This window comes from Borrelia maritima, from assembly GCF_008931845.1.
Lineage (GTDB): Bacteria > Spirochaetota > Spirochaetia > Borreliales > Borreliaceae > Borreliella > Borreliella maritima.
In genome coordinates this window covers 848,695-870,312 of record NZ_CP044535.1, presented here as the reverse complement: position 1 = coordinate 870,312, position 21,618 = coordinate 848,695, and the positions used below count along the sequence as shown (strand labels likewise).

Below are 21,618 nucleotides of genomic sequence, written 5' to 3'. Positions count from 1 at the left end.
ATGAATGATTTAAAACTCCCAATTTATAAATACAAAGATGAATTAATTAGTGTATTAAAAAAAAATAATGTTTTAATTGTTGAAAGCCCAACAGGAAGCGGTAAAACCACCCAACTACCCAGAATAATATATGAAGCAGGTTTTGCAAAATTAGGAAAAATTGGAGTAACTCAACCAAGAAGAATAGCTACAATATCAATAGCTGAATATATTGCCAAGCATATTGGTGTAAACGTTGGAGAAGAAGTTGGTTACAAAATAAGATTTGAAGAAATTACAAGCCCAAAAACCAAAATTAAACTAATGACTGACGGGGTACTTCTGCAAGAGTTAAAAAAAGATACATTGCTTTACGAATATGACGTAATAATAATAGACGAAGCACACGAACGAAGTTTAAACATAGATTTTATACTAGGCCTTATTAAAGACATTTTAAAAAAAAGAGACGATTTCAAAATCATAATTTCGTCTGCTACAATAAACACAAAAATATTTTCAAAATATTTTAACAATGCGCCAGTTGTTAGCATTGAAACCATCACATATCCAGTACAAATAATATATAATCCTCCTCTTTTAAATACATCAAAAGGAATGATATTAAAAATAAAAGAAATTGTTTTAAACGTAATAAAAGAAAAAAAAGCAGGAGATATTCTTATATTTTTATCTGGAGAGAAAGAAATAAAAGAAACAATAAAAGAATTACAAGAGTTAAACTCAAAAAAAAATTTAATAATATTTCCTTTATACGGAAGAATGCCTAAAGAAGCTCAAGAGCAAATATTTATAGATACTCCTAAAAATAAAAGAAAAATAATAGTGTCAACAAACATCGCAGAAACTTCAATCACAATTGAAAATATTAAAATAGTAATCGATAGTGGAAAAGTAAAAACAAACAAATTCCAAACAAAAACTCATACCTATTCGCTTCAAGAAGTTCCAATTTCAAAATCTTCAGCAACTCAAAGGGCCGGTAGAGCAGGAAGACTTTCAAAAGGAACTTGCTACAGACTTTACAAAAGAGAAGATTATCAACTAAGAGAAGATTACCAAAAAGAAGAAATATATAGAACAGATCTATCTGAGGTAATACTGAGAATGGCAGATATTGGAATCAGAGATTTTACCCACTTTGACTTTATCTCAAAACCATCAACACATTCAATTCAAACTGCAAGTAAAATATTAAAATCTTTGGATGCTATAAACAATAAAAACGAACTTACAGAAATTGGGAAATACATGATATTGTTCCCATTAGTACCAGCACATTCAAGAGCATTGGTTGAAGCAATGATAAATTACCCACAGGCAATATATCAAACTACAATAGGTCTATCATTTTTATCCACAAGTGGAATTTTTCTACTACCCCAAAATGAAGAAATGGAAGCTAGACGAGCTCACTTAAAATACAAAAATCCAATGGGAGATTTGATTGGGTTTGTTAACATCTTTGAAGATTTTAAAAAAGCTGCAAATAAAGAAGCATTCACAAAGGAAAATTATTTAGATCTACAAGCACTTGAAGAGATAATAAATGTTCAAATGCAGCTTGAAAACATTGTTAGCAAATTAAATATACCAATAGCACAAAAAGGTGTTTTTGACAACGAAGGATATTTAAAATCAATAATGAGAGGAATGAGGGATTATATTTGTTTTAAAACTTCAAAAAAGAAATATAAAACCATCAAAGCTCAAAACGTAATAATTCATCCCGGATCACTTATTAGCACAGATTCTGTTAAATATTTCGTTGCAGGAGAAATTGTAGAAACTACAAAAATGTATGCAAGATCCATTGGTGTCTTAAAAAAAGAATGGATTGATAGTATTGGCCTTATTAATGAAGAGTTAAAACATAAAAAGATACCCGAAAAGCAAATAACAAATGCTAAACAGACAAAAATTATCGATGAAATCAAAATAGGAAAAAAAATTTTCAAATCAGAATATAAAAATAACACTTATGTAATACAAATTAGCCTAGAAACACTAAAAGAAATGATTTTGAAAAAAGAACTAAACAATCAAAATAATCAAGATTTAAAAAAAATTAAAATACAATTAATACATAAAAATATAACGGTTTTCAACAATAAAAAATTTTCAGAAACTATAGAAATAGTTAAAGCAATGGGGAAAAATTGGCATTGTATAAAAAAATATGAAACAAAGAATGTAAACATCAATGAAGAACCTGAAAAAATGAAAAATCTTTTAGAGTGTACAATGCAGTTTATAAACTCTCCACCAAAAAAAATTGCTCTTTTTTTATCATTGGAAACAGATTGCCTTGGAAATTTTCGACTAAAACCAAAACAAAATTTCATAATGGCAGTAGAAGAATCTATAGAAAGCATAAAAAGCCTAATAGAAAACGAAGAATACATACAAAAGTTACATTTTATAAAAAAATTAATAAATAAAGTTTATAAAAAATTAAATTATTTTTTTTAAAAACTGAACTTTGAAAACCTTATTTAAAATAGAAAAGATAATAACCAATATTATTTAAAATTATTTTCACTATTCTAAAAACAAAGTTTATAATAAATCATGGACTGGCTATCCTTTTTTTATGTTTTATTATTTTTAGTAATTTCCCCTTTTGCATTGCGAAGCAATAATAAGGAAAATACAGAAAATTTAATAAAATTATACATGCTTTATGATTTAACTAATAACTTGCCAAAAGAATTAGAAACAATAAATAAAATTAAAAATTTTGACTTAGAACAATATTATCTGCTAATTACAAAATACTATTTAAAAATAAAAAAATATAAAGAAGCTAATAATTTCTTAAATAAAATAAACAAAAAAAAGATTAAAAATCAAAAAATGAAAAATGAAATCATTTCGCTAAAATTAAGAATAAATGAAGATAATATTAATGAAGAAGAAATTAAAAAAATTTTGAATAAGGAGGAAAATATAGATGTAAAAATAATTTATCAAATATTTAATCTTATAAGATTTAAAAATAAAAAATTAGCAGCAAAAATTAAAAATCTTATAATAACAAACTATCCCAAAAGTATTTATTCTTATAAAATAAAAAGAAATGAATAAAAAAATATTAACACTTCTATTATTAGTTTTAAGTATTTCATCAGGACTAATGTTGTCCAAATCAATTGCAAAACAACCTAAATACAAAGTTGTTAGGGGTCGTTTCATAAATAGCAATTACGTTTTAGTAAAAATTGAAAATAAAGATCTTAAATTTACCATATCAAAACCTATTTATGACAAAAATCTAAATAATTACTATTTTAAGGGCCAGACAACAAGTAATTTCTTAATTTCTAACAATGTCGACATTGCAATTAATACAAGCCCATATGAAGTTAAACAAAACATGTTTTTCCCAAAAGGACTGTACATATATAATAAAAAAATAATTTCAAAACAAATAAACAACTACGGAGAAATTGCAATAAAACACAATAAAATTATATTAAATCCCGAAGAAGACGAAATAAAAAACTGCGATTATGGATTTAGCGGATTTTTTGTTTTAATCAAAAATGGAAAGTATAAAAAAAACTTCAAAGAAACAAAGCACCCAAGAACAATAATAGGGACCGATAAAAATAACAAATATTTATTTCTTGCTACAATAGAAGGAAGAGGCGTTAATAACAGCAAGGGAGCCTCTCTTAATGAAGCTATTGATTTTGCACTAAGCTATGGCATGTCTAACGCCATTAATCTAGATGGGGGAGGCTCAAGCACTCTTGTTGTAAAATCAAACAACGCTCCTTACAAATTAAACTTTACTGCGAACATCTTTGGACAAGAAAGATCTGTCCCATTCCATTTAGGAATAAAACTTCCTAATTAAAAAATCTCCAACCAATATTAAATCCAAGCGTAATCTCAGTTGTTAGCCCAGAAAAATTTTTATAATTAGAAAATGGAGAGATAGAAAGCATAAACAAAGGCCTAATATATAAACCCTCAAAATCTGGAATAAAAAGATCAGCAGCAAGACCCATGCTTAAAAAAAAGAGATTGAATTTATTAGAGCTCAAATCAAAGGCATATTTAAATCCAATCAATGGGAAAAGCATTCTAATCTGTTCTTTAAAAATCATAGGATATCCCCCATAAAGCCCAAGCGAGAAATATCTCCCATTATGAGTAGTAACAAAAGCCTCTTTGTAAGAAATTTCAAAAAGTACATAATTTGCATCAAAAAATAAATTCAAATTAATCCCATGATCTGACCTAGTAAAATTTGGAGCAAATTTAGTGGAGCCTGTTTGATCAGTATAATTAGTAAATTGATAAGAAAAACCTCCACCAAAAGAAAGTGGATAAGAAACAATTAACTTATTAGAAGAGATGAGAAATAAAATAAAAAAAAGATATTTCTTCATTAACAATCCTTAAAAATTCTAAAAAATACTATATTATTATAGTAACACACTAAAGTAGTATATAAAAAATCAAGGAAATTATGAATACAAAAACATTATATTTAATATCCTTAATTCTTTTAGCTTGTAATAAAAATAACAAAATTCCTCTCATTCAAAAATTAAATTTGCCCAAAAGCAGCATTCTTGGATTTAGTAATAAAATGGGCATAATAATAAAGGACTATGCTTTTCTTAGTAAAAGCACTAAAAAAATTAGCGAATTGGACTATGATTACGAAATTCTACTTAGAAAAGATGAAGTCGTAAAAATTGAAAAAACACTAGAAAAAACAGAACGCTATGGAATTGAAGGTAATTGGATCCTAGTCAATTATAGGGGAACTAAAAGATACATTTTTAGCCAAGACATAAACATAGTCAACAACCTAATAATTGAACATTCCAAATAGCTCAACTGAATAGCTGGACAAAAGTCTCCGATCAGTCTAGCAAATTACTTATTTTTTTTCTTATGCCTATTTTTTCTTCTTTTTTTCTTCCTTTTATGAGTGGAAATTTTTTTTAATTTTCTTTTTCTTCCGCAAGGCACTCCCTAAATCTCCTTATCAACTTTAAAAATTAAATTCAAAATGTCAACTAAATCATCCTCTGGATGAAGCCATAAAACATCAGAAATTTTGGCAAAAAAGGTCATTTGCCTTTTTGCATACAAAACAGAATTTTTGTTTATCAAACTTATTATATCATTTAAACTGTAAAAAGGTCTACTTTTCCATAACAAAAACTCATTATAACCTATCCCTTTAAAAGCTGGAGTATTTTCATTGTACCCTTTGCTAAACAAGCCTCTAATCTCTGAAAGTAATCCGTCATTAAACATTTCATTAATTCTTATTGATATTCTAGTTTTCAAATCATCGAAAGATCTTTTAAGGCCTATAATTAAAATGTTTTTAAATTTGCTATCTTGTTTTTTTTTAAATTGGCTAATAGGAATTCCTGTTTGATAATAAACCTCAAGTGATCTTTTAATCCGATAAATATCATTCTTATTTAACATATTAAATCTAACAGGATCTACATTTTTTAATTCATTTAAAAGATGAGATTTGCCTTTAAGTTCTAAAAGATTGTTTACATACTCTCTTATTTTAGAACCAACCAAAGGTGTTGAAGGAAATCCATCCTTTAAATGCTTAAAATAAAAGGCAGTACCCCCTACAAATATAGGAATTTTCTTTTTACGTCTAATTTCTTTTATTATTCTTAAAGCTTGCTCGTAAAAAATTCCAATAGTATACTCTTCTTCAGGATCTAAAAAATCTACTAAATGGTGCTTTATATGCTTCATTAAACTTTTACTAGGCTTTGAAGAAGCTACATTAAATTCTTTATATACTTGAATAGAATCAACATTAATAACTTCTGCTTTATTTTTTGGAAAATGAAATAAAATATTGCTTTTGCCCACAGCTGTGGGGCCAAAAATAAAAACTATTCTATCTGCCTTCAATTGAATAGCTAAATTTACCAGTCAAAACGTCATTAAAAGCTTGTCCTAATATTTTATCATCAAAGGTAGCATGCTCTGCTAAAGAAATATTTTCTATGATTTGTTCTGTGCGCATTATAGTCGCAACAACAAGTTCATAAAAATTTCCATCAAAATCTTGTATTTTTTTTAAAGGTACTTTAATCATTTAATCTCCTTACAAACTTAAACATATTAATATTAAATAAGTTTAGCTAATTTTTTTTAAGTTTCTTTTATCAATTTCATCTCTAATTAATTCAAAAACTTCATTTGAATTAATATTTGTAGCATCAATCACTAAATCGGTCTTAGAACAATAATCATCAATATCTATATTGTAAATAGCTAAATATCTTTTTTTATCATTTTCATCTCTACTAAAAGTACTGCTTAAAACATCGGAATACATGCCTCCCTCTCTAGTCATTATTCTCTCGGCTCTGACTTCTATTTTAGCATAAAGATATATTTTTAAATCAGCACTCTTAGAGATCCAAATGGCAAGACGAGAAGCAAACACTGTATTATTTTTTTTAGCAAGTAAAGATAATCTTTTATCAAGATACTTATCCCAATAATAATCACCTCTTCCTATTATCTCTTTCTCATAAAACTCAGAAAAGGGGATATTAAGCTCTCTTGCAATATCATGAAAAGTATAATTAATAAACTCAAGACCATAATGCTTTGCAAGCATACTGCTTACAGTAGTATTACCACAACCACTCTTACCAGAAAGTGCTATTTTCATTCAATATTCCTTATTTGCTCTTTTATTTTTTCTAAATTTAACTTCATATTTAAAATTAAACTCTTAATATCAAGATCAACCGCCTTATTGCTCATAGTTGTTATTTCTCTATGCATTTCTTGAGAAATAAATTCAAGAATTTTGCCACATACCTCATATTCAAGATTTTTATAAAAAGTTTCTATATGAGAATCTAAGCGCATTATCTCTTCATTAATGTCTAAACGAATTGCCATTTTAGCTGCTTCTTCTGCAATGCTTAAATCTCTAAATTCGTCCATTAATTTAGAAATATTTTCTTTAATGCTTGCAAATAATCTAACATTTATATCGCTACAAGCATCCTTAATAATTTTAAGATCTCGCTCTATTAGCGCAAGGGTTGACACGATATCCGATTTAGTATTTTCTCCTTCAAAAACTCTTCCATTATTGTAATGAAACAGGGTTTCTTCTAAAACGCCTTTAAATAATCCATAAATCTCTTCTTGATGCTCACTATCCTCATCAATTATCAAAGCTCCTTTTAATGATAAAAAATCGCCTAAACTTAGTTCATTCTTAATATTAAGATCAGTATTTAATAAAGAATCTCTAAGTCTGGAAATAGCCTCAATATAATTGGGATTAACTGTAAAATTCATACGTGGAACCAATTCTTTATATCCCACATTTAAAAAAACATTGCCTCTGCTAATATATTTTGAAATCAAATTTCTTATATCAAGATCATAACCAGAAAAAATTTCCGGTAATCTAAGTTTAAATTCTAAAAATTTTCCATTATAAGATTTCAAATTAACACTAAACATATAGTTCCCAACTATCTTTTCCAAATAAAAAAATCCCGTCATGCTTTTCACTACAATACCCTTACAGAAAATCATGTAAAATAAAATTATTTCCAGCACCCATTGTAATAAACAAATCCCCCGATATTAATAAACTTTTTATAAATTTAATAGAATCTTTGACATCCTTGAAAAAATAAGTGTTTTTATTTATTTTTTTAATATTTAAAAATAATTTAACAGAAAGTTCGTCTGGATCAAAATTCTCCCTATTAGAAAGATAGATATTGTGCAAAATTAATATATCAGCAGCACTTAAAACCTCAACAAAATCATCAAAAAATTCTTTTGTTCTTGTAAAAGTATGAGGCATAAAATCCAAAATTATACGTTTGTTCTTATAAAAATTTTTAATACCAAAAAGCGTATCTCTAATTTCCCTAGGATGATGAGCATAATCATCCATGTAAATTACTCCCTTTTCCTCTTTAATAAGTTCAACCCTTCTTTTTATACCACTATAATTCTTTGCAATTCTCTTTATTGCTTCTCCAAAATCAAAAATTGATTTTCCATTAATTTTTAAAAAAAGATTTAAAGCCAAAAGCGCTGCTGAAAAATTTAATACATTGTGAAATAAAACAGTTTTAAGCTCAATATTGCATAAATCTAAAAAAGAAAAACAAAAATATTCATTCTTAACTACAATATTACTTATTGGGAAATTCGACAAATTTCTAGATCCAAAGCTAAAAATATTTATATCTTTTCTATTAATTTGACTTTTAATTTTAAGCAAATTATTATCATCAGAATTAATTATTAATATTCCATTTTCCTTCAAATTATTAATATATTGTAAAAAAGCACATTCAAGAGCCTCATAATTTTTAAAAAAATCAACATGCTCATAATCAACATTGGTTAAAATAAGCATATTAGGACTAAAATGCAAAAAATGTTTTTTATATTCACAAGTCTCAACAATAAAAATATTGCTAATGCCAGATATTGAAGAATTATCTCCAAAATCTTTAACACTCGATCCCAAAATAACATTGGGATTGAATCCCAATTTGTCAAAAAGAACACCTAAAAACGCAGTAGTAGTAGTTTTACCGTGAGAGCCTGCAATTCCAATGCTGTAGTACTTTCTAGAAAGCTCGCCCAGAACCTCAGGATAAGATAAAATAGGTATATTTAATTCTTTTGCTTCAAGCAAAACTTGCAAACTATCTTTATCATAAGCTGGAGAGTATACTATTAAGTCAAAAGGCCTATCAAGCTCTTTTAATGAAAATTTATAAATATTTTCATAATAAGATATTTTATTATTATTTAAAATCTCATCGGTATAAAATTGCTCAGAAACATCTACTCCTTCTACAAAATACCCTTTTAAATTTAAAAAACAAGCTAGAGAACAAACTCCGCTCCCCTTTATTCCTACAAAAAAAATATTACTCAAACTGTCAAAATTAACCCTCATAACTCTCTTCTAAATAATCTTTTTTGTCATAAAATTTGTGTATAACTATGTCAATAGATAATATATTAATTATTGTATATTTCAGTACGTTAGTAATAATATACGTTCTAAGCATTTCTGTATTATTAAGTAGATTATTTCTAAGGGGGATATTTAAAAACAGCTTAAAAAGGTAATTGTTTCCATCTTTTTTGATTTTAAGATCATAAACAATATAATTTCTATCATACTCAGCAACACAATGTTCAATAATTTGCCTTACAGCCCTTTTGGAAATAGACAAAACCCCTTCTTCATAAAAATGAGGTCTTACAACAGATCTAATATAATTCTTATTCCTTCTAAAAAACCATCCGCTTTTAAAAAAAACTTTAATTGAGTTTAATAACAAATTGGGTCTAACAGACGTTATTTCAAAAGCAGCTGCTGGTACAACATGCTCCCCCATTTGCCTTGAAATTCTTGCTTTTTCTATTTCCTCTCTAGTTGAAACATCTGTTATGTAAATAATCTTAAAAACATTTGGCAATAAAAGTCTTGAAACTATTTTATCTATCATTTTAAGACTTGTTCCTAATATTAATATTTTATTAAATTCTTCCCTTCCAAGAACTTCAAGCATTTCACGACAATGAGCATCATCTTCAAATACAGACCTCTTTACTGCCCTAAAAACATTATCTTCAAACTTGGCAGAACTACCAGCAATAATTTTCATGTTTTTAATTAACACGCCATCATCGATGATTAAAGGTATTGAGTACTTATCTGCTACCAAATGTGATCTAAAGCTCTTACCAGTTCCAGCAGATCCCACCAATGCATATACCTTAACTCTTACAAATTTATGCTTAATGCTAGTTGCAACGTTTTTAACCTTGCTTAATATTTTTTTCAAAAAAAAATTATTTGAAAAATTCTGAAAATTCATAAACATCAAAAATATCTTTTACTTGCTTTAAAAATTCTAAACTAGGCTTAGCGTAAAATTCATTCTTTTTAAAGAATTCTTCATTAAATTTTAACAAAAAAGCATGTAAAAAGTAATCTCTTTTTTTAAATTTATCATAATATTTCTTGTCATTAATTAAGGGATGATTATTAAATGCACATTGAGACCTTATTTGATGAGTAAAACCCGTTTCAATAACAATCTCAGCAAGAGTAGCTCTTTTGGAAGACAATATTGGATTAACCTTTGTAATTGCATTAACAAAGTTCGTATCTTCTAAAACAAAAGTTTTCCTCAGTTTTTTATTTCTAAATAAATGATTTTCATAAATAACAGGAGACTTAATATTTCCAAAAAGTATTCCAAAATACTTTTTAGTTATAGATCCACGACTAAATGCAGCACTTAACTTTCTTGCAGTATTTATATTTTTTGCAAAAATAATAATACCGGAGGTATTCCTATCAAGCCTGTGAACTGCCGAGGGCTTAAAACTAAGAGATTTTAAATCTTCCCCTAAAAGGTAAGCATTCACTAAAAAATCAAGAGAATTTCTATCTCCATGAACTAAAACGCCTTTTTGCTTATCTACAACAAGTAAATCACTGTCCTCATAAATTATTCTTTTTTGAATACACTGAAAATCAATATTGCTTTTATAATATTCATCTAAAGTCAAGTTTAAGCTTGGAGCTAAAGATTTATATAAATAAATTTTATCACCTTTGCAAACTTTACATGAAAAATGCGATTTCAGACCATTTAGCCTAATGTCTCCCTTTCTAATATGTTTTATTATCCTAACTTTAGACAAATTCAAAATTTTAATCAAAATTGAATCTAGTCGCTTACCATCATCATTAGCAAGAATTTCTAAAAAAATATACTTATCCAAACGCAAGAAACAATAACCCTAATAAACTTTGCTATTTTTTTTACAAAAAAAATTAACTATTAAAAATGTAAATATAGAAACAAAAAACGATGGAAAAATGGGGTGAAAAAACCAAATGTTCAAATCAAAGCATACAATACATAAATAAAATATCAAACCTAAAAGCATAGAAGCAAATGCTGCTATTTTGCTTACAAAATTTAAATAAAGTCCAAAAACAATAATTGAAAAAAATGAAACTTCTAAAGCTCCAAAAGCAAAAATATTAATAAAAAATAAAAAATTTGGAGGAAATAGAGAAAATATAAGTATTATTAAAATAAAAAAAACATTAGAAATCATTATTACTTTGTTAACCTTTACATCTTCTTTTAAATCTTTTTTATAAATAAATATTGACTTTATTAAAACAGATGTTATTAAGAGCAAATTTGAATCTACTGTGGACATTATTGCAGATAAAAGACCCATAAAAAACATAAAACAAGAAAAGGGATTTAAAACTTTTAAAGCCACATTTAAAACAACTTTATCATTTGGATTTAAATCTGGGAAAAGAATAATAGCAAAAAATCCTATTAAATGCATTAAAATAATTAAAAAACTAATAATAAAAGTAGAAATGGGAAGAGAAAATTTTATAGCATTCTCATCTTTAAATGCTATAAAATTATTAATAATCTGAGGATGCCCTAATATTCCTATTCCTATTAATATCCAAAAAGAAATTATATATTGTGGCTTTAAGTCAATATTTGAAGGAAGTAAAAGGTTTTTATCTAAAATAATCGTTGCCGTATTAAACAAATTATTAATGCCGCCTCCCAAATTTAACATCTTGAAAAACAAAATAACAGATGAAACGATCATTAAAAATCCTTGAACCAAATCCGTATAAGCTACAGCCTTAAATCCACCAAAAAATACATAAACAAAAATTAATAGGGTAAAAAACAAAAGACCAACTACATAATCAATACCCCAAAAAACTTCTATAAGCTTGGCACCACCTATTAATTGAGCAGAAATTAAAAACATTGAGAAAAAAATTAATACAAATCCACTAATTAAAGCCAAAAAATCACTTCTATATCTATATCTAATGTAATCAATAATATTTATTGCATTAATTTTTTTTGATTCTCTATTTAATCTCTGGCCAACAATAATAAAAACAATTAAAGTTGTGGGAATTTGGATAGTAGCTAATAATATAAAAGATAACCCATACTTATAAACAGCAGAAGGACCAGAAATAAAACTACTAGCACTAATATAACTAGAAGAAAATAATAGCGCCATAACAATAAAATTAATATTTCGATTTGCAAGAAAATATTTATTTAATAACAAAAACTCACTCCTATTTCTTTTTTAGAAAAACAAAAAATAAAAAAATATTAATAATGCATTAAGTTTTACTAATTATTAAAATAAAAAAACAAACCAAAAAAAAATTTATACTGGGGAATAAAATTCCTGACCCAAAAAACCACAAAGGAATATTAAATATAGTGGAAGATGTGTTAATAAAATAGGCAAAACAAAACCACAAGAAAAACATACAAACATACAACAATACAGCGTACAAAATCCTATTTTTCATTTAAAACAACCTTAATAAAAGGATATAAAATTCATAAATTCAAATTTAACATATATTATATAATATATGTTATATGAATAAAAATAAACATATATTAATCGGCATATGTGGAGGCATAGCCTCTTACAAATCAGTTTACATAGTTTCTAGTTTAGTTAAATTAGGATACAAAGTCAAAGTTATAATGACAAAAAATGCAACAAAATTTATCACCCCATTAACTTTAGAAACCATTTCTAAGAACAAAATAATTACTAATTTATGGGATTTAGACCATAATGAAGTTGAACATATAAAAATTGCAAAGTGGGCACAACTAATTCTAATTATTCCTGCTACCTACAATACAATATCTAAAATCGCATCAGGAATTGCCAATGATGCATTAACTACAATAATATCTGCAAGCAAAGCTCCTACTTATTTTGCAATAGCAATGAATAGTGCAATGTATTTAAATCCTATTTTAAAAGAAAATATAAGAAAACTTAAGACCTATAATTATAAATTTATTGAACCTGATAAAGGATTCTTGGCTTGCTCATCAAATGCATTGGGACGCCTTAAAAATGAAGACAAAATTATAAAAATAATATTGAATGAATTCAATAATCAAAAAAAGTACCTAAAAAACAAAAAAATACTAATAACAGCATCCAGAACCGAAGAATTAATAGACCCAATCCGCTATTTTTCAAATAAATCAACAGGAAAAATGGGATTTTGTTTGGCACAAGAGGCTATTAAACTAGGAGCCCAAGTTACGATTATTACAGGGCCAACCAATGAAAATGAACCAGAAGGGGTTAATATTATAAAAATAAAAACTGCAATGGAAATGTACAAAGAAGTTCTCAAAATATATAATAAATTTGAAATAATAATTGGAGCTGCAGCTGTTGCTGATTTTAAACCCAAATACATTTTAAGCAGTAAAATTAAAAAAAATAAAACCAATAAATTATATATAAAATTAGTAAGAAACCCCGACATAATCAAGCACTTAGGACACAATAAACTTAAAAACCAAATTGTTATTGGATTTTGCGCTGAAAATTCTAAAAATTTAATTGAAAAAGCCAAAGAAAAATTAAAAAATAAAAATTTAGACTTTATCATTGCAAATGAACTTAAATATTTTGGTTCAAGCTTAAACAAAGTTTATATAATAAATAAACAAAGTACAAAAGAACTACCAGAAATGAAAAAATCAGAAGTGGCTAAAGAAATTTTAAAAATTTTGTACTAATACTGCTTTAACAGCTTATCAAATAATCAATAATCTTTTAAAAGCATTTTAATATATTCAGAGTTTGTTTCACTTTTAATTTTTTTAAGCTTATCAGAAAGTGATGAAGATTTATTATAAATAGCTCCTTTTAATGCAAAATGCCTTAAATCAACATTTTTACTGTCAATGATTTTAGAATAAAAATTATCAAATTTACCCTTTTTACTAGCCAGCATTGAAGCAATACCCTTTAAAACATTTGAAGGTCTATTAACATTTTCTTTGTTAGCAATTTCTAAAGCAATTGATAATGCTTTTGGAGGATCTTTATCTAAAAGATAGCTAAACATTGAAATTTTAAAATTACTGTCAATCTTAAAATCAAACATAATGTTTTTCATCTCAATACCGCCAAGATCCATATCAATTAAAGCCTTAGCAGAAGCCTCCCTAACTTTCAGAGACGGGTCGCTTTTAAGTTTATAAATCAAAATATCCTTTGCCGAAAAATCCCTATGTCCTTTAATTGCATTAACAACTTTAAATCTAATATTATCATCAGAATCTCTTAAAAATCCTTGCAAAATCTCTTTAGACTTTAAAGAATTATCTTTAGATAAAGAAGTAATAATAGCTAATTTAACATTTAAATTATTGTTATTATTTTGAAGATATAAATCAGCATTTGCGGTTACTTTATCTGGAGCAAGATATGACAACGCTTCAATTGCAGCAGCCTTAATTGATGGACTCTCATAACTATCTAAAGAAATTTCATAAATTTTATTCTGATAATCAACAGCGGCTATTTTACCAAGAGCAATAAGTATTTCTCTTCTAGCACCATCATTCCCAGAATATTTTTCAAAAACCTCCATCATATTTTTAGAATACTCAAGAGAATCAAGTTCTCCTAGATAATAAGCTGCAATGGACACCACATTGCCCTCTTTATTTTCAAGAATATCAATAAGAGTTTTTTTTAATTTTTCCTTATCATCAAACTCCTTAAGATACAAAATTGCCAAGCTAAATAAAGCATTTGAGTATCTCTTGCTCTCATAATTTTCAAGAATATAATTTGCCGTATCAATACCTCCCGAATATTTAATAGAAATAAACAATTCAAGAATTTCCTTTTTAATCTCAGCATTAAAAGTTTTCTCGAGCCTTTTTTGTAGGGAAAAATTATATTGGCTGTCCCCTGATTTTTTAAGAGCCTTTATAATGCTTGCAACTTGGCTATCAAGCCCATAAAGAATTGTATCGTTAACATACTTAACATCTAAACCAACATTAGAAAAATTCTCACCCCTAGAAGAATTTTCTCTCTCAAGCTTATTTTCTGTAACTTCGGGCAATATAGGAGGACTAGGAAGAGCCGGAGGAGTAACATTTTGAGCATATACATTTAAAATAAACAAAAAAAATAAAAAATTAAAGCATTTCATAAAACATCCCTCCTAATAAATCTAAAAAGCTTATTTATTCCTAAAACAGAATAACAAATAAATAAAATAAAAATACTAATAATTCCTGCCCCAATTAAAAAATAAAGATTTTTTAAACTGAAGCCTACATCCCACTGCAACTTTTCAAAAAAGAAATAAATTGCATATAAAGGGAAAAGCGTAATAATTGACTTAAGAAGAACAAATAAAATCTCAATTAAATCAATTTTAACCCCTCTTTTTAGAATTATAAAATAAAAAACAACTACACAAATCATAAAAGAAATAGATTGAGCTAATGCTAAAGCATTCAAACCATAATAATTAACACCAAAAACAGAAAGCATAATATCAAGAACAGAAAATAAAACACTCAAATAAAATGGTGTTTTTGCATCACGAATAGAAAAATAATATTTTTGAAAAAAATTAAACATCGAATAAAAAGGTAATCCCAAAAGGAAGCATTTTAAAACACCTGCTGTTTTTTGAGTATCGTAAATAGAAAACTTGCCCCCAAGAAGAAATAAATTTAAAATATAATCAGACCAAATAAACATCAAAAAAGATACTGGAATAAAAATTAGCAATAAAATTTTAATTCCATCTACCAAAAGAGTATTTAATTTTGTATTATTGCCTAAAACAGAAAACTCTGCCATTTTGGGGAAAATTACTGTTGCAATAGAAATATAAAAAATTCCTACAGGAAGCTGGTAATAAACTACAGCATTACTAAAAATAGAAACACTTCCTATATCAAGAGTAGATGCTAATGCAAATGAAATTTGCTGAGTAATAATTGAAATAGAAAATCCAAAGATCATGCGAACCCATCTACTTAAAAAATTTAAAAATACTTTTTCTCTAAAATAAAATGTTGGTTTCCAGGCAAAACCAATCATAAGGCAATTTACAAACGGAATAAGAAATTGTAAAACCCCCCCAAAAATTACACCAACAACAGCACTATATATTCCAAAACGCCCATAAAATAAAAATATGCTCAATATTATTCCAAAAGAAAGCATAACAGGAGAAAATGAAGGAATAAAAAAAATTTTATATGAATTTAGAGTAGATACGAAGATTGATGACAAACTTATTAGCAAAATATATAATACCAAATAACTAAATACAGAACTTGCAAAAATTAAGTTTTCTTTCCTATAATAAGATAAAAAATACATAATAGGCTTTGCAAAAATAATCATAATCAAAACAATCAAACCAATAGAAATAACATTAAAGGTAATTACAGTTCTGAAAAAAGAAACAGCTTTTTTGTGTGATTTGTTTTTTTCATATGTAAATTCAGGTAAAAAAGCCGAAGTCATTGCACCCTCTGAAAGAATTTTACGCAAATTATTAGGAATATTGAAAACATAGTTAAAAATATCAGCATCAAGATTTGCTCCAAAATAATAAGAGAAAACCTTTATCTTTACAAAGCCCATTATTCGTGAAAAAAACGTGGAAATCATAACCAAAACTGTAGAAACAACATACTTATTCATAAAAATTTCCCTCTTCATACTTTTTTAAATATTCAGTTCTAAAGTTTACAAAATTATCATTTAAAATTGCAGTTCTTATCTTTGAAATCAATCGAAACATATAGTGAATATTATGTTCACTTGCCAAAATAATTCCAAAAAGCTCTCTGGATTTTATCAAATGCCTTAAATATCCTCTTGAATACCTTGTACACAAGGTACAGCTGCAATTTTTCTCTACCTTAGAAGTATCATCCTTATACTCTTTTCTGCCAATTCGCATTATCCCATTATCTGTCAAAAGAGACCCGTGTCTAGCAATTCTTGCAGGATTAACACAATCAAAAATATCAATGCCGTAGTATATGGCATCAAATATGTACTGGGGAGTACCAATTCCCATTACATACCTTGGTTTTTCTCTTGGTATCAAGAAAGAACTATATTCAAGAATTTCTAAATATTTTTCTCTTGGCTCTCCAACAGAAATGCCTCCAATGGCAATGCCTGGGCTGTCCAATTCTAATATATCATTGATACTTCTTTTCCTTAAATCTTTAAAAAAATTTCCCTGAGTTATTAAAAATAAAAGCCCACTGTACCCCTCTTTTTTATTTTTATAAGAATTAAATGTACGACGAGCCCAATTGGTTGTAATATTTGTGTATAAATTAGCTTCATCGTAATCAATCCCATAAGAACTGCAAATATCAAGTGACATAATAATATCGCTACCAAAAATTTCTTGCATGGCAAATACTCCCTCGGGAGTAAAATGATGATACGATCCATCTAAATGGGATTTAAAATGTACGCCTTCTAGATCAATTTTTCTTAAACCAGAAAGAGAAAACACCTGAAATCCACCCGAATCAGTTAAAAAATTTTTATTCCAAGTTGTAAAATTATGAAGACCACCATATCTTTCAATAGTTTTAATGCCCGGTCTTAAATATAGATGATAAGTATTTGCAAGCATTAAATTGCATTCTAATTTCTCAAGAACAGTGTGTTTTAATCCCTTCATTGCTCCCAAAGTACCAACTGGCATAAAACAAGGGGTATCTACTCTTCCGTGAGGAAGATTTAAGAATCCAACTCTTGCATTAGAATGCTTGTCACCCTTAATTATGCTAAACATATAAATATCCTAAATAATTATTATATATATTATTTCCTAACAATCCTATAAACAAAAAAATTGATAATCAAAAAAAATATAGTTGTAAAAGAGCTTGCTATATATATATGTAAATAACCAAGATCCGCTAAAAAATTAAAAATTACAACAGAAATAACATAAACAACAGCAAACGCAATGCTATTTAATAAACTGAGCATAAAAATATTTTTTTTAAGAGCAAGAGCAATAAATCCAACAGTAAAGCTAAGAAGAATCAATCTAAATGAAAAAAATATTCTATTTAGCAAATCAAGCAATGCATCAGAATAATTTAAATGCTCACTTTTGAGAAAACTTATCCAATTAATAAGTTTAGTAAAATTTAATGCTTTTGATGAAAGCATAACAGTTCTTATATAATCAGGCTCTAGCTTAACAATTCCTGTACCATCAAGAAAATCGTAGGAATTCTCCTGAATTTTTTTACCAACCTTAACAAACTCTCTAATACCATAAAGCTTCCATTTATTATCTCTCCATTCAGCTTTATTTATGTCATACCTTGTTTTAAACTCATCTTTACTGTCTTTAATTATAATCATTAAGTTAGAAAAAGTATTCTCGTCAATATCATAAGATTTAATATTATAAATCTCTCTGGCAAGATCTCTGATTATTATAGTTTTATCACTAGATCCACTATTGCCGATACTATTCTTAACAAGAACATCTCTTCTTGATATAGTATCTATTACTAAATAATTGTCAAAAAAGAAAAGAACAACTGAAATAAATGCACTAATTAAAATGATTGGTCTTAATATCCTAGTAAGCGGAACTCCACAACTAAAAAGACCTATTATTTCATTTCTCATAGAAAGATTGCCAATAAGATTCGAAATGGCAAAAAGAAAAGACAGAGCCACTCCATCTGAGAGAGCTTTTGGTAAATACAAATAATAAATATAAAGAATGTCCTTAAAACCAATATTTTTTTCAAGATAATTTAGAAGATTGACAAATAAATCACCAAGCACAATTAAAAGCATAAAAAGCAAGTTCATAGATACAAAAGTAAGAATGATGCTTTTTACAAAAAGCTTATCTATTTTCATTTTTTTAATAATCTCAAAAAGAGAATTGCTCCTCCAACAACTAAAATCAAATTAGGCAAAATAGTAACAATAATGGGATTTGGTGCATACTGTACAGTATAAACTTTTCCACCAATAAACATTACCCAATAAAAAACACAAACAATAATTGAAATTACAAGCTCAAGAATAATAGAATACTTCCTATTAGAATACATTCCCATTGAAAAAGCCAAAAAAATGAAAAATAAAACTGAAAGTGGTAAACTAATTTTTTGAAAAAATTCAAGATTAAAAAGAGCCAAATTTTGCTTCATGCTTTTATCTTGATAAGGCTTAAAATTTAAATTTAAATTATACATATAGTTTAAATTTTCAAAAAAATAAGATTCATCCATATAATAGTTTTGATTGTATAAATAATTTAAATAAAGATTTGAAAAATTTAAACTTAAAAAGTCCCCTTCTATATTATTTTTTATATTTGAATCTGCAATTAAATTGTTTTGCTTTTTAATTAATTTTATAACATCTCTCATGCTCATTTGCGAAGGAGTTACATAATTTAATAAGAAACCATCGCTAAATGTAACCTGATCGATTGAATATTTCATCTTATCTGCATAAAAATAATCATAAAATCCAATTTCATTGTCTGTTAAAGCAATAGATATAACATCACTTAAAATAAAATAAACTTGAAAATTTTCTTTTCTAATATCAAGATTTTTTGCTATAAATATTCTATCAAATCCCTTAAGCCTAGTGTTATCAAAAAAAGTTACATTCTTATATCCATTTTCCGATTTCTCGCCAGCAACAAAAATTAAATCTCCATATTGTTTGCTTGAATAAGGTTTTAATACCAAATGGGGAATTTCTTCTTTTATTTCATTAAAAATTTTTAACCTGCCAATAGACCCAAGTGGAAGTAAAATATCATTAGATATAAAAGATACAAAAGCAATAACTATTCCCAATTTAAAAAATGGGACAAGCAAATCAAAAATTGATATACCAATTGAACGAAAAGCTAAAATTTCATTGTGAATCTTAAATTTATGAATAGTAAGAATTACTGAAATCAAGGAGGCAAAAGGGGGAGAAAGGGCAATCACCATGGGAAGAGAATATATAATAAAAATAAAAGCTTTAAAAAAAGGAACATAATTTTGAAGAAGTATTCTCATAAAAAATAAAATTTGATTTATAAAAAATACGAAAAAGAAAAATAAAAAAGTAATTAAAAAATATTTAAAAAATTCAGTAATTATGTAAGACTCATAACTGTTTTTTAATATTTTCATCTACAAAAACCAAGCCATTATTAAGAGTACCCAGTATGACATAATTTTCAAATCTAGAAACTTTTATTAAATTCAAATTAAGAAGCCCGTTATTAGGTCCAAAATAATTCCAATTGTCATTCTCGGGATCATAAATTAATAATCCATGATCAAAGGTTGCAAATAACAACTTTTTATCTTTAATCTCCATGTCCATAAAATAATTAACATCAATATTATTAGCAATAACATGCTTCTTATAACTACTTTTACTTAAATTTAATTCAAAAAGACCACCACCATATGTTCCAACAAAATAACTATCCTTATATCCTTTTATAAAATTAATATTTTTTTCATTATCATTCTTGCTAAAAAAATCTAAATGTTCAATTTTTTCCCAATTATCGACATCGATACTATAAATAGCCTTGTCAACCGTCCCAACTAATAATAAATTTCTCACACTATCAAAGCACATTGAAGAAATTTTATTAGATCCAAGTGATACCTTTTTCCAACTTTTTAAATCATAAAACCATAACCCAGAATTTAAAGTACCAACAAATACTCCATTTCTAACACCAAGCAAAGTTTGCACATTGCTAAAATCAGCATTATTAGGAGTATTTATTTGTTTTAAATCTCCGTCAGCACTATCTATACAATAAACAACATTTTTCCCACCAATGTAAATTGCTCCATTATAATTGGCAAAACCTCTAATACCATTTAAAAAAATACTTTTTTTATCTTTAAGGTAAACTCTATAATCATTTTTTTTAATATTATATCTTAAAAGCCCACCTAATATATTAGTTACAAATACATTCTCATTAAAGACAAATACGTCAAAAACGCTATTGTCAAGAAATCCTAAAGATTTTAAGTTTAAATGACTTACCCCAAGTTTATTACTTAAAAAAGCATAAATCTCTTTGTCATAACCTGAAATAGAAAATTCATTAATCTCTTTAAATGCGGAAATTGCATCTGATTTTTCCTTAACAAGATATTTTAATTCAGCTGATCTTAAACTAGCATGAGAATATTTATAGTCTTTTAAAAAGAGATCAAAATTATATTCAGAAAGATCGTAAAAACCATTCTCATAATTTACATACCCGAAAAACAAATTTGCCTTAGCTAACAATTCCCTGCTGTGTTTGTTCTCATTAGCTACTATTTTATTCAAATAATAGTTTGTCAAACCAATATTATTCTTAGCATAACTTTCTCTAGCTTTTTTAAAATAAAAATTATCTTCTTTTAAAAAAGCATTACTAAGAAAAAAAGATTCATTGTCTTTTAATCCTGTTAAATAATCTCTTTTAAATTCACTCTCTTTGCTCTCATTAATAGCTTGATTATCATCAGTAATAACTACTTCTTTTTTTTTCTCTACAAGATCATTAATATGAGAATCTTGAATAGATCTATTTGTAGTAAGACAGGAAAAAAATAAAGTAAAACATATAATACGACTTTTAAATAAATTATTCAAAACAAGCTTCAT

Annotated in this window: 21 protein-coding genes; 5 read left to right on the top strand and 16 right to left on the bottom strand. The window is 26.7% G+C overall.

The features are described 5' to 3' along the window. The 3 genes from DB723_RS04170 (at position 1) to DB723_RS04160 (ending at position 3,862) form a co-directional block, all read left to right on the top strand. Positions 1–2,472 carry an ATP-dependent RNA helicase gene (locus tag DB723_RS04170; protein WP_151552838.1) on the top strand — a complete coding sequence of 824 codons (2,472 nt, stop codon included), beginning with the start codon at positions 1–3 and terminating at the stop codon, positions 2,470–2,472. A gap of 99 nt (positions 2,473–2,571) precedes the next feature. Continuing rightward, positions 2,572–3,087 carry a hypothetical protein gene (locus tag DB723_RS04165; RefSeq protein ID WP_151552836.1) on the top strand — a complete coding sequence of 172 codons (516 nt, stop codon included), beginning with the start codon at positions 2,572–2,574 and terminating at the stop codon, positions 3,085–3,087. After that, positions 3,080–3,862, top strand: a complete 783-nt coding sequence (locus tag DB723_RS04160; protein WP_151552834.1) for a phosphodiester glycosidase family protein — start codon at positions 3,080–3,082, stop codon at positions 3,860–3,862. Before DB723_RS04165 ends, DB723_RS04160 begins: the two co-directional genes overlap by 8 nt. Here the strand turns inward: DB723_RS04160 and DB723_RS04155 are convergent. Next, entirely contained in the window at positions 3,855–4,400 is a 546-nt protein-coding gene (locus DB723_RS04155; RefSeq protein WP_151552832.1) for a hypothetical protein, read from the bottom strand. The genes DB723_RS04160 and DB723_RS04155 overlap by 8 nt on opposite strands. 80 nt (positions 4,401–4,480) lie before the next feature. On the opposite strand from DB723_RS04155, the gene DB723_RS04150 reads away from it, so the two are divergent. Continuing rightward, complete coding sequence (locus DB723_RS04150) at positions 4,481–4,852, top strand: hypothetical protein (protein ID WP_151552830.1); 372 nt, start codon at positions 4,481–4,483, stop codon at positions 4,850–4,852. A gap of 143 nt (positions 4,853–4,995) precedes the next feature. Here the strand turns inward: DB723_RS04150 and miaA are convergent, their stop codons facing one another. From miaA to DB723_RS04105, 9 genes are read right to left on the bottom strand one after another with little or no spacing between them, the layout of a single operon-like run. Then, positions 4,996–5,916 (bottom strand): tRNA (adenosine(37)-N6)-dimethylallyltransferase MiaA, encoded by a 921-nt coding sequence (gene miaA / locus DB723_RS04145; RefSeq protein WP_151552828.1) that lies wholly within the window; start codon positions 5,914–5,916, stop codon positions 4,996–4,998. Beyond that, on the bottom strand, positions 5,903–6,103 hold the full coding sequence (locus tag DB723_RS04140) for a DNA-directed RNA polymerase subunit omega (protein ID WP_151552826.1): 201 nt from the start codon (positions 6,101–6,103) through the stop codon (positions 5,903–5,905). The genes miaA and DB723_RS04140 overlap by 14 nt, the downstream gene beginning before the upstream one ends. Before the next feature lie 42 nt (positions 6,104–6,145). After that, positions 6,146–6,688 carry a (d)CMP kinase gene (gene cmk / locus DB723_RS04135; RefSeq protein WP_151552824.1) on the bottom strand — a complete coding sequence of 181 codons (543 nt, stop codon included), beginning with the start codon at positions 6,686–6,688 and terminating at the stop codon, positions 6,146–6,148. Next, positions 6,685–7,551 (bottom strand): YicC/YloC family endoribonuclease, encoded by an 867-nt coding sequence (locus tag DB723_RS04130; protein ID WP_151552822.1) that lies wholly within the window; start codon positions 7,549–7,551, stop codon positions 6,685–6,687. The genes cmk and DB723_RS04130 overlap by 4 nt, the downstream gene beginning before the upstream one ends. A gap of 10 nt (positions 7,552–7,561) precedes the next feature. Continuing rightward, the gene (gene murC, locus DB723_RS04125; RefSeq protein ID WP_151552820.1) at positions 7,562–8,968 is read right to left on the bottom strand and encodes a UDP-N-acetylmuramate--L-alanine ligase; all 1,407 of its coding nucleotides are present in this window, start codon (positions 8,966–8,968) and stop codon (positions 7,562–7,564) included. Next, complete coding sequence (locus tag DB723_RS04120; RefSeq protein ID WP_151552818.1) at positions 8,958–9,905, bottom strand: hypothetical protein; 948 nt, start codon at positions 9,903–9,905, stop codon at positions 8,958–8,960. The genes murC and DB723_RS04120 overlap by 11 nt, the downstream gene beginning before the upstream one ends. Further along, the gene (locus tag DB723_RS04115) at positions 9,874–10,821 is read right to left on the bottom strand and encodes an RluA family pseudouridine synthase (protein ID WP_151552816.1); all 948 of its coding nucleotides are present in this window, start codon (positions 10,819–10,821) and stop codon (positions 9,874–9,876) included. The genes DB723_RS04120 and DB723_RS04115 overlap by 32 nt, the downstream gene beginning before the upstream one ends. 12 nt (positions 10,822–10,833) lie before the next feature. Further along, positions 10,834–12,168: a sodium/pantothenate symporter gene (gene panF / locus DB723_RS04110; protein WP_151552814.1), complete on the bottom strand. Its 1,335-nt coding sequence runs from the start codon at positions 12,166–12,168 to the stop codon at positions 10,834–10,836. Between the two features lie 58 nt (positions 12,169–12,226). Next, on the bottom strand, positions 12,227–12,379 hold the full coding sequence (locus DB723_RS04105; protein ID WP_267128463.1) for a hypothetical protein: 153 nt from the start codon (positions 12,377–12,379) through the stop codon (positions 12,227–12,229). Between the two features lie 115 nt (positions 12,380–12,494). Here DB723_RS04105 and coaBC point away from each other — a divergent pair, with 115 nt between their 5' ends. Then, positions 12,495–13,670 carry a bifunctional phosphopantothenoylcysteine decarboxylase/phosphopantothenate--cysteine ligase CoaBC gene (gene coaBC / locus DB723_RS04100; protein WP_151552810.1) on the top strand — a complete coding sequence of 392 codons (1,176 nt, stop codon included), beginning with the start codon at positions 12,495–12,497 and terminating at the stop codon, positions 13,668–13,670. Positions 13,671–13,696: 26 nt separating this feature from the next. Here coaBC and DB723_RS04095 read toward each other — a convergent pair whose 3' ends face one another. The 6 genes from DB723_RS04095 to DB723_RS04070 are packed head-to-tail and all read right to left on the bottom strand — an operon-like array spanning position 13,697 to position 21,618. Beyond that, positions 13,697–15,103: a HEAT repeat domain-containing protein gene (locus DB723_RS04095; RefSeq protein WP_151552808.1), complete on the bottom strand. Its 1,407-nt coding sequence runs from the start codon at positions 15,101–15,103 to the stop codon at positions 13,697–13,699. Continuing rightward, the gene (gene murJ, locus DB723_RS04090; protein WP_151552806.1) at positions 15,100–16,620 is read right to left on the bottom strand and encodes a murein biosynthesis integral membrane protein MurJ; all 1,521 of its coding nucleotides are present in this window, start codon (positions 16,618–16,620) and stop codon (positions 15,100–15,102) included. The genes DB723_RS04095 and murJ overlap by 4 nt, the downstream gene beginning before the upstream one ends. Further along, positions 16,613–17,740, bottom strand: a complete 1,128-nt coding sequence (gene tgt, locus DB723_RS04085) for a tRNA guanosine(34) transglycosylase Tgt (protein ID WP_151552804.1) — start codon at positions 17,738–17,740, stop codon at positions 16,613–16,615. The genes murJ and tgt overlap by 8 nt, the downstream gene beginning before the upstream one ends. A gap of 29 nt (positions 17,741–17,769) precedes the next feature. Continuing rightward, positions 17,770–18,837 carry an LptF/LptG family permease gene (locus tag DB723_RS04080; protein WP_151552802.1) on the bottom strand — a complete coding sequence of 356 codons (1,068 nt, stop codon included), beginning with the start codon at positions 18,835–18,837 and terminating at the stop codon, positions 17,770–17,772. Continuing rightward, positions 18,834–20,123, bottom strand: coding sequence for an LptF/LptG family permease (locus DB723_RS04075; protein ID WP_151552800.1), 1,290 nt, complete (start codon positions 20,121–20,123; stop codon positions 18,834–18,836). The genes DB723_RS04080 and DB723_RS04075 overlap by 4 nt, the downstream gene beginning before the upstream one ends. Next, entirely contained in the window at positions 20,098–21,618 is a 1,521-nt protein-coding gene (locus tag DB723_RS04070; RefSeq protein WP_151552798.1) for a ligand-binding sensor domain-containing protein, read from the bottom strand. The genes DB723_RS04075 and DB723_RS04070 overlap by 26 nt, the downstream gene beginning before the upstream one ends.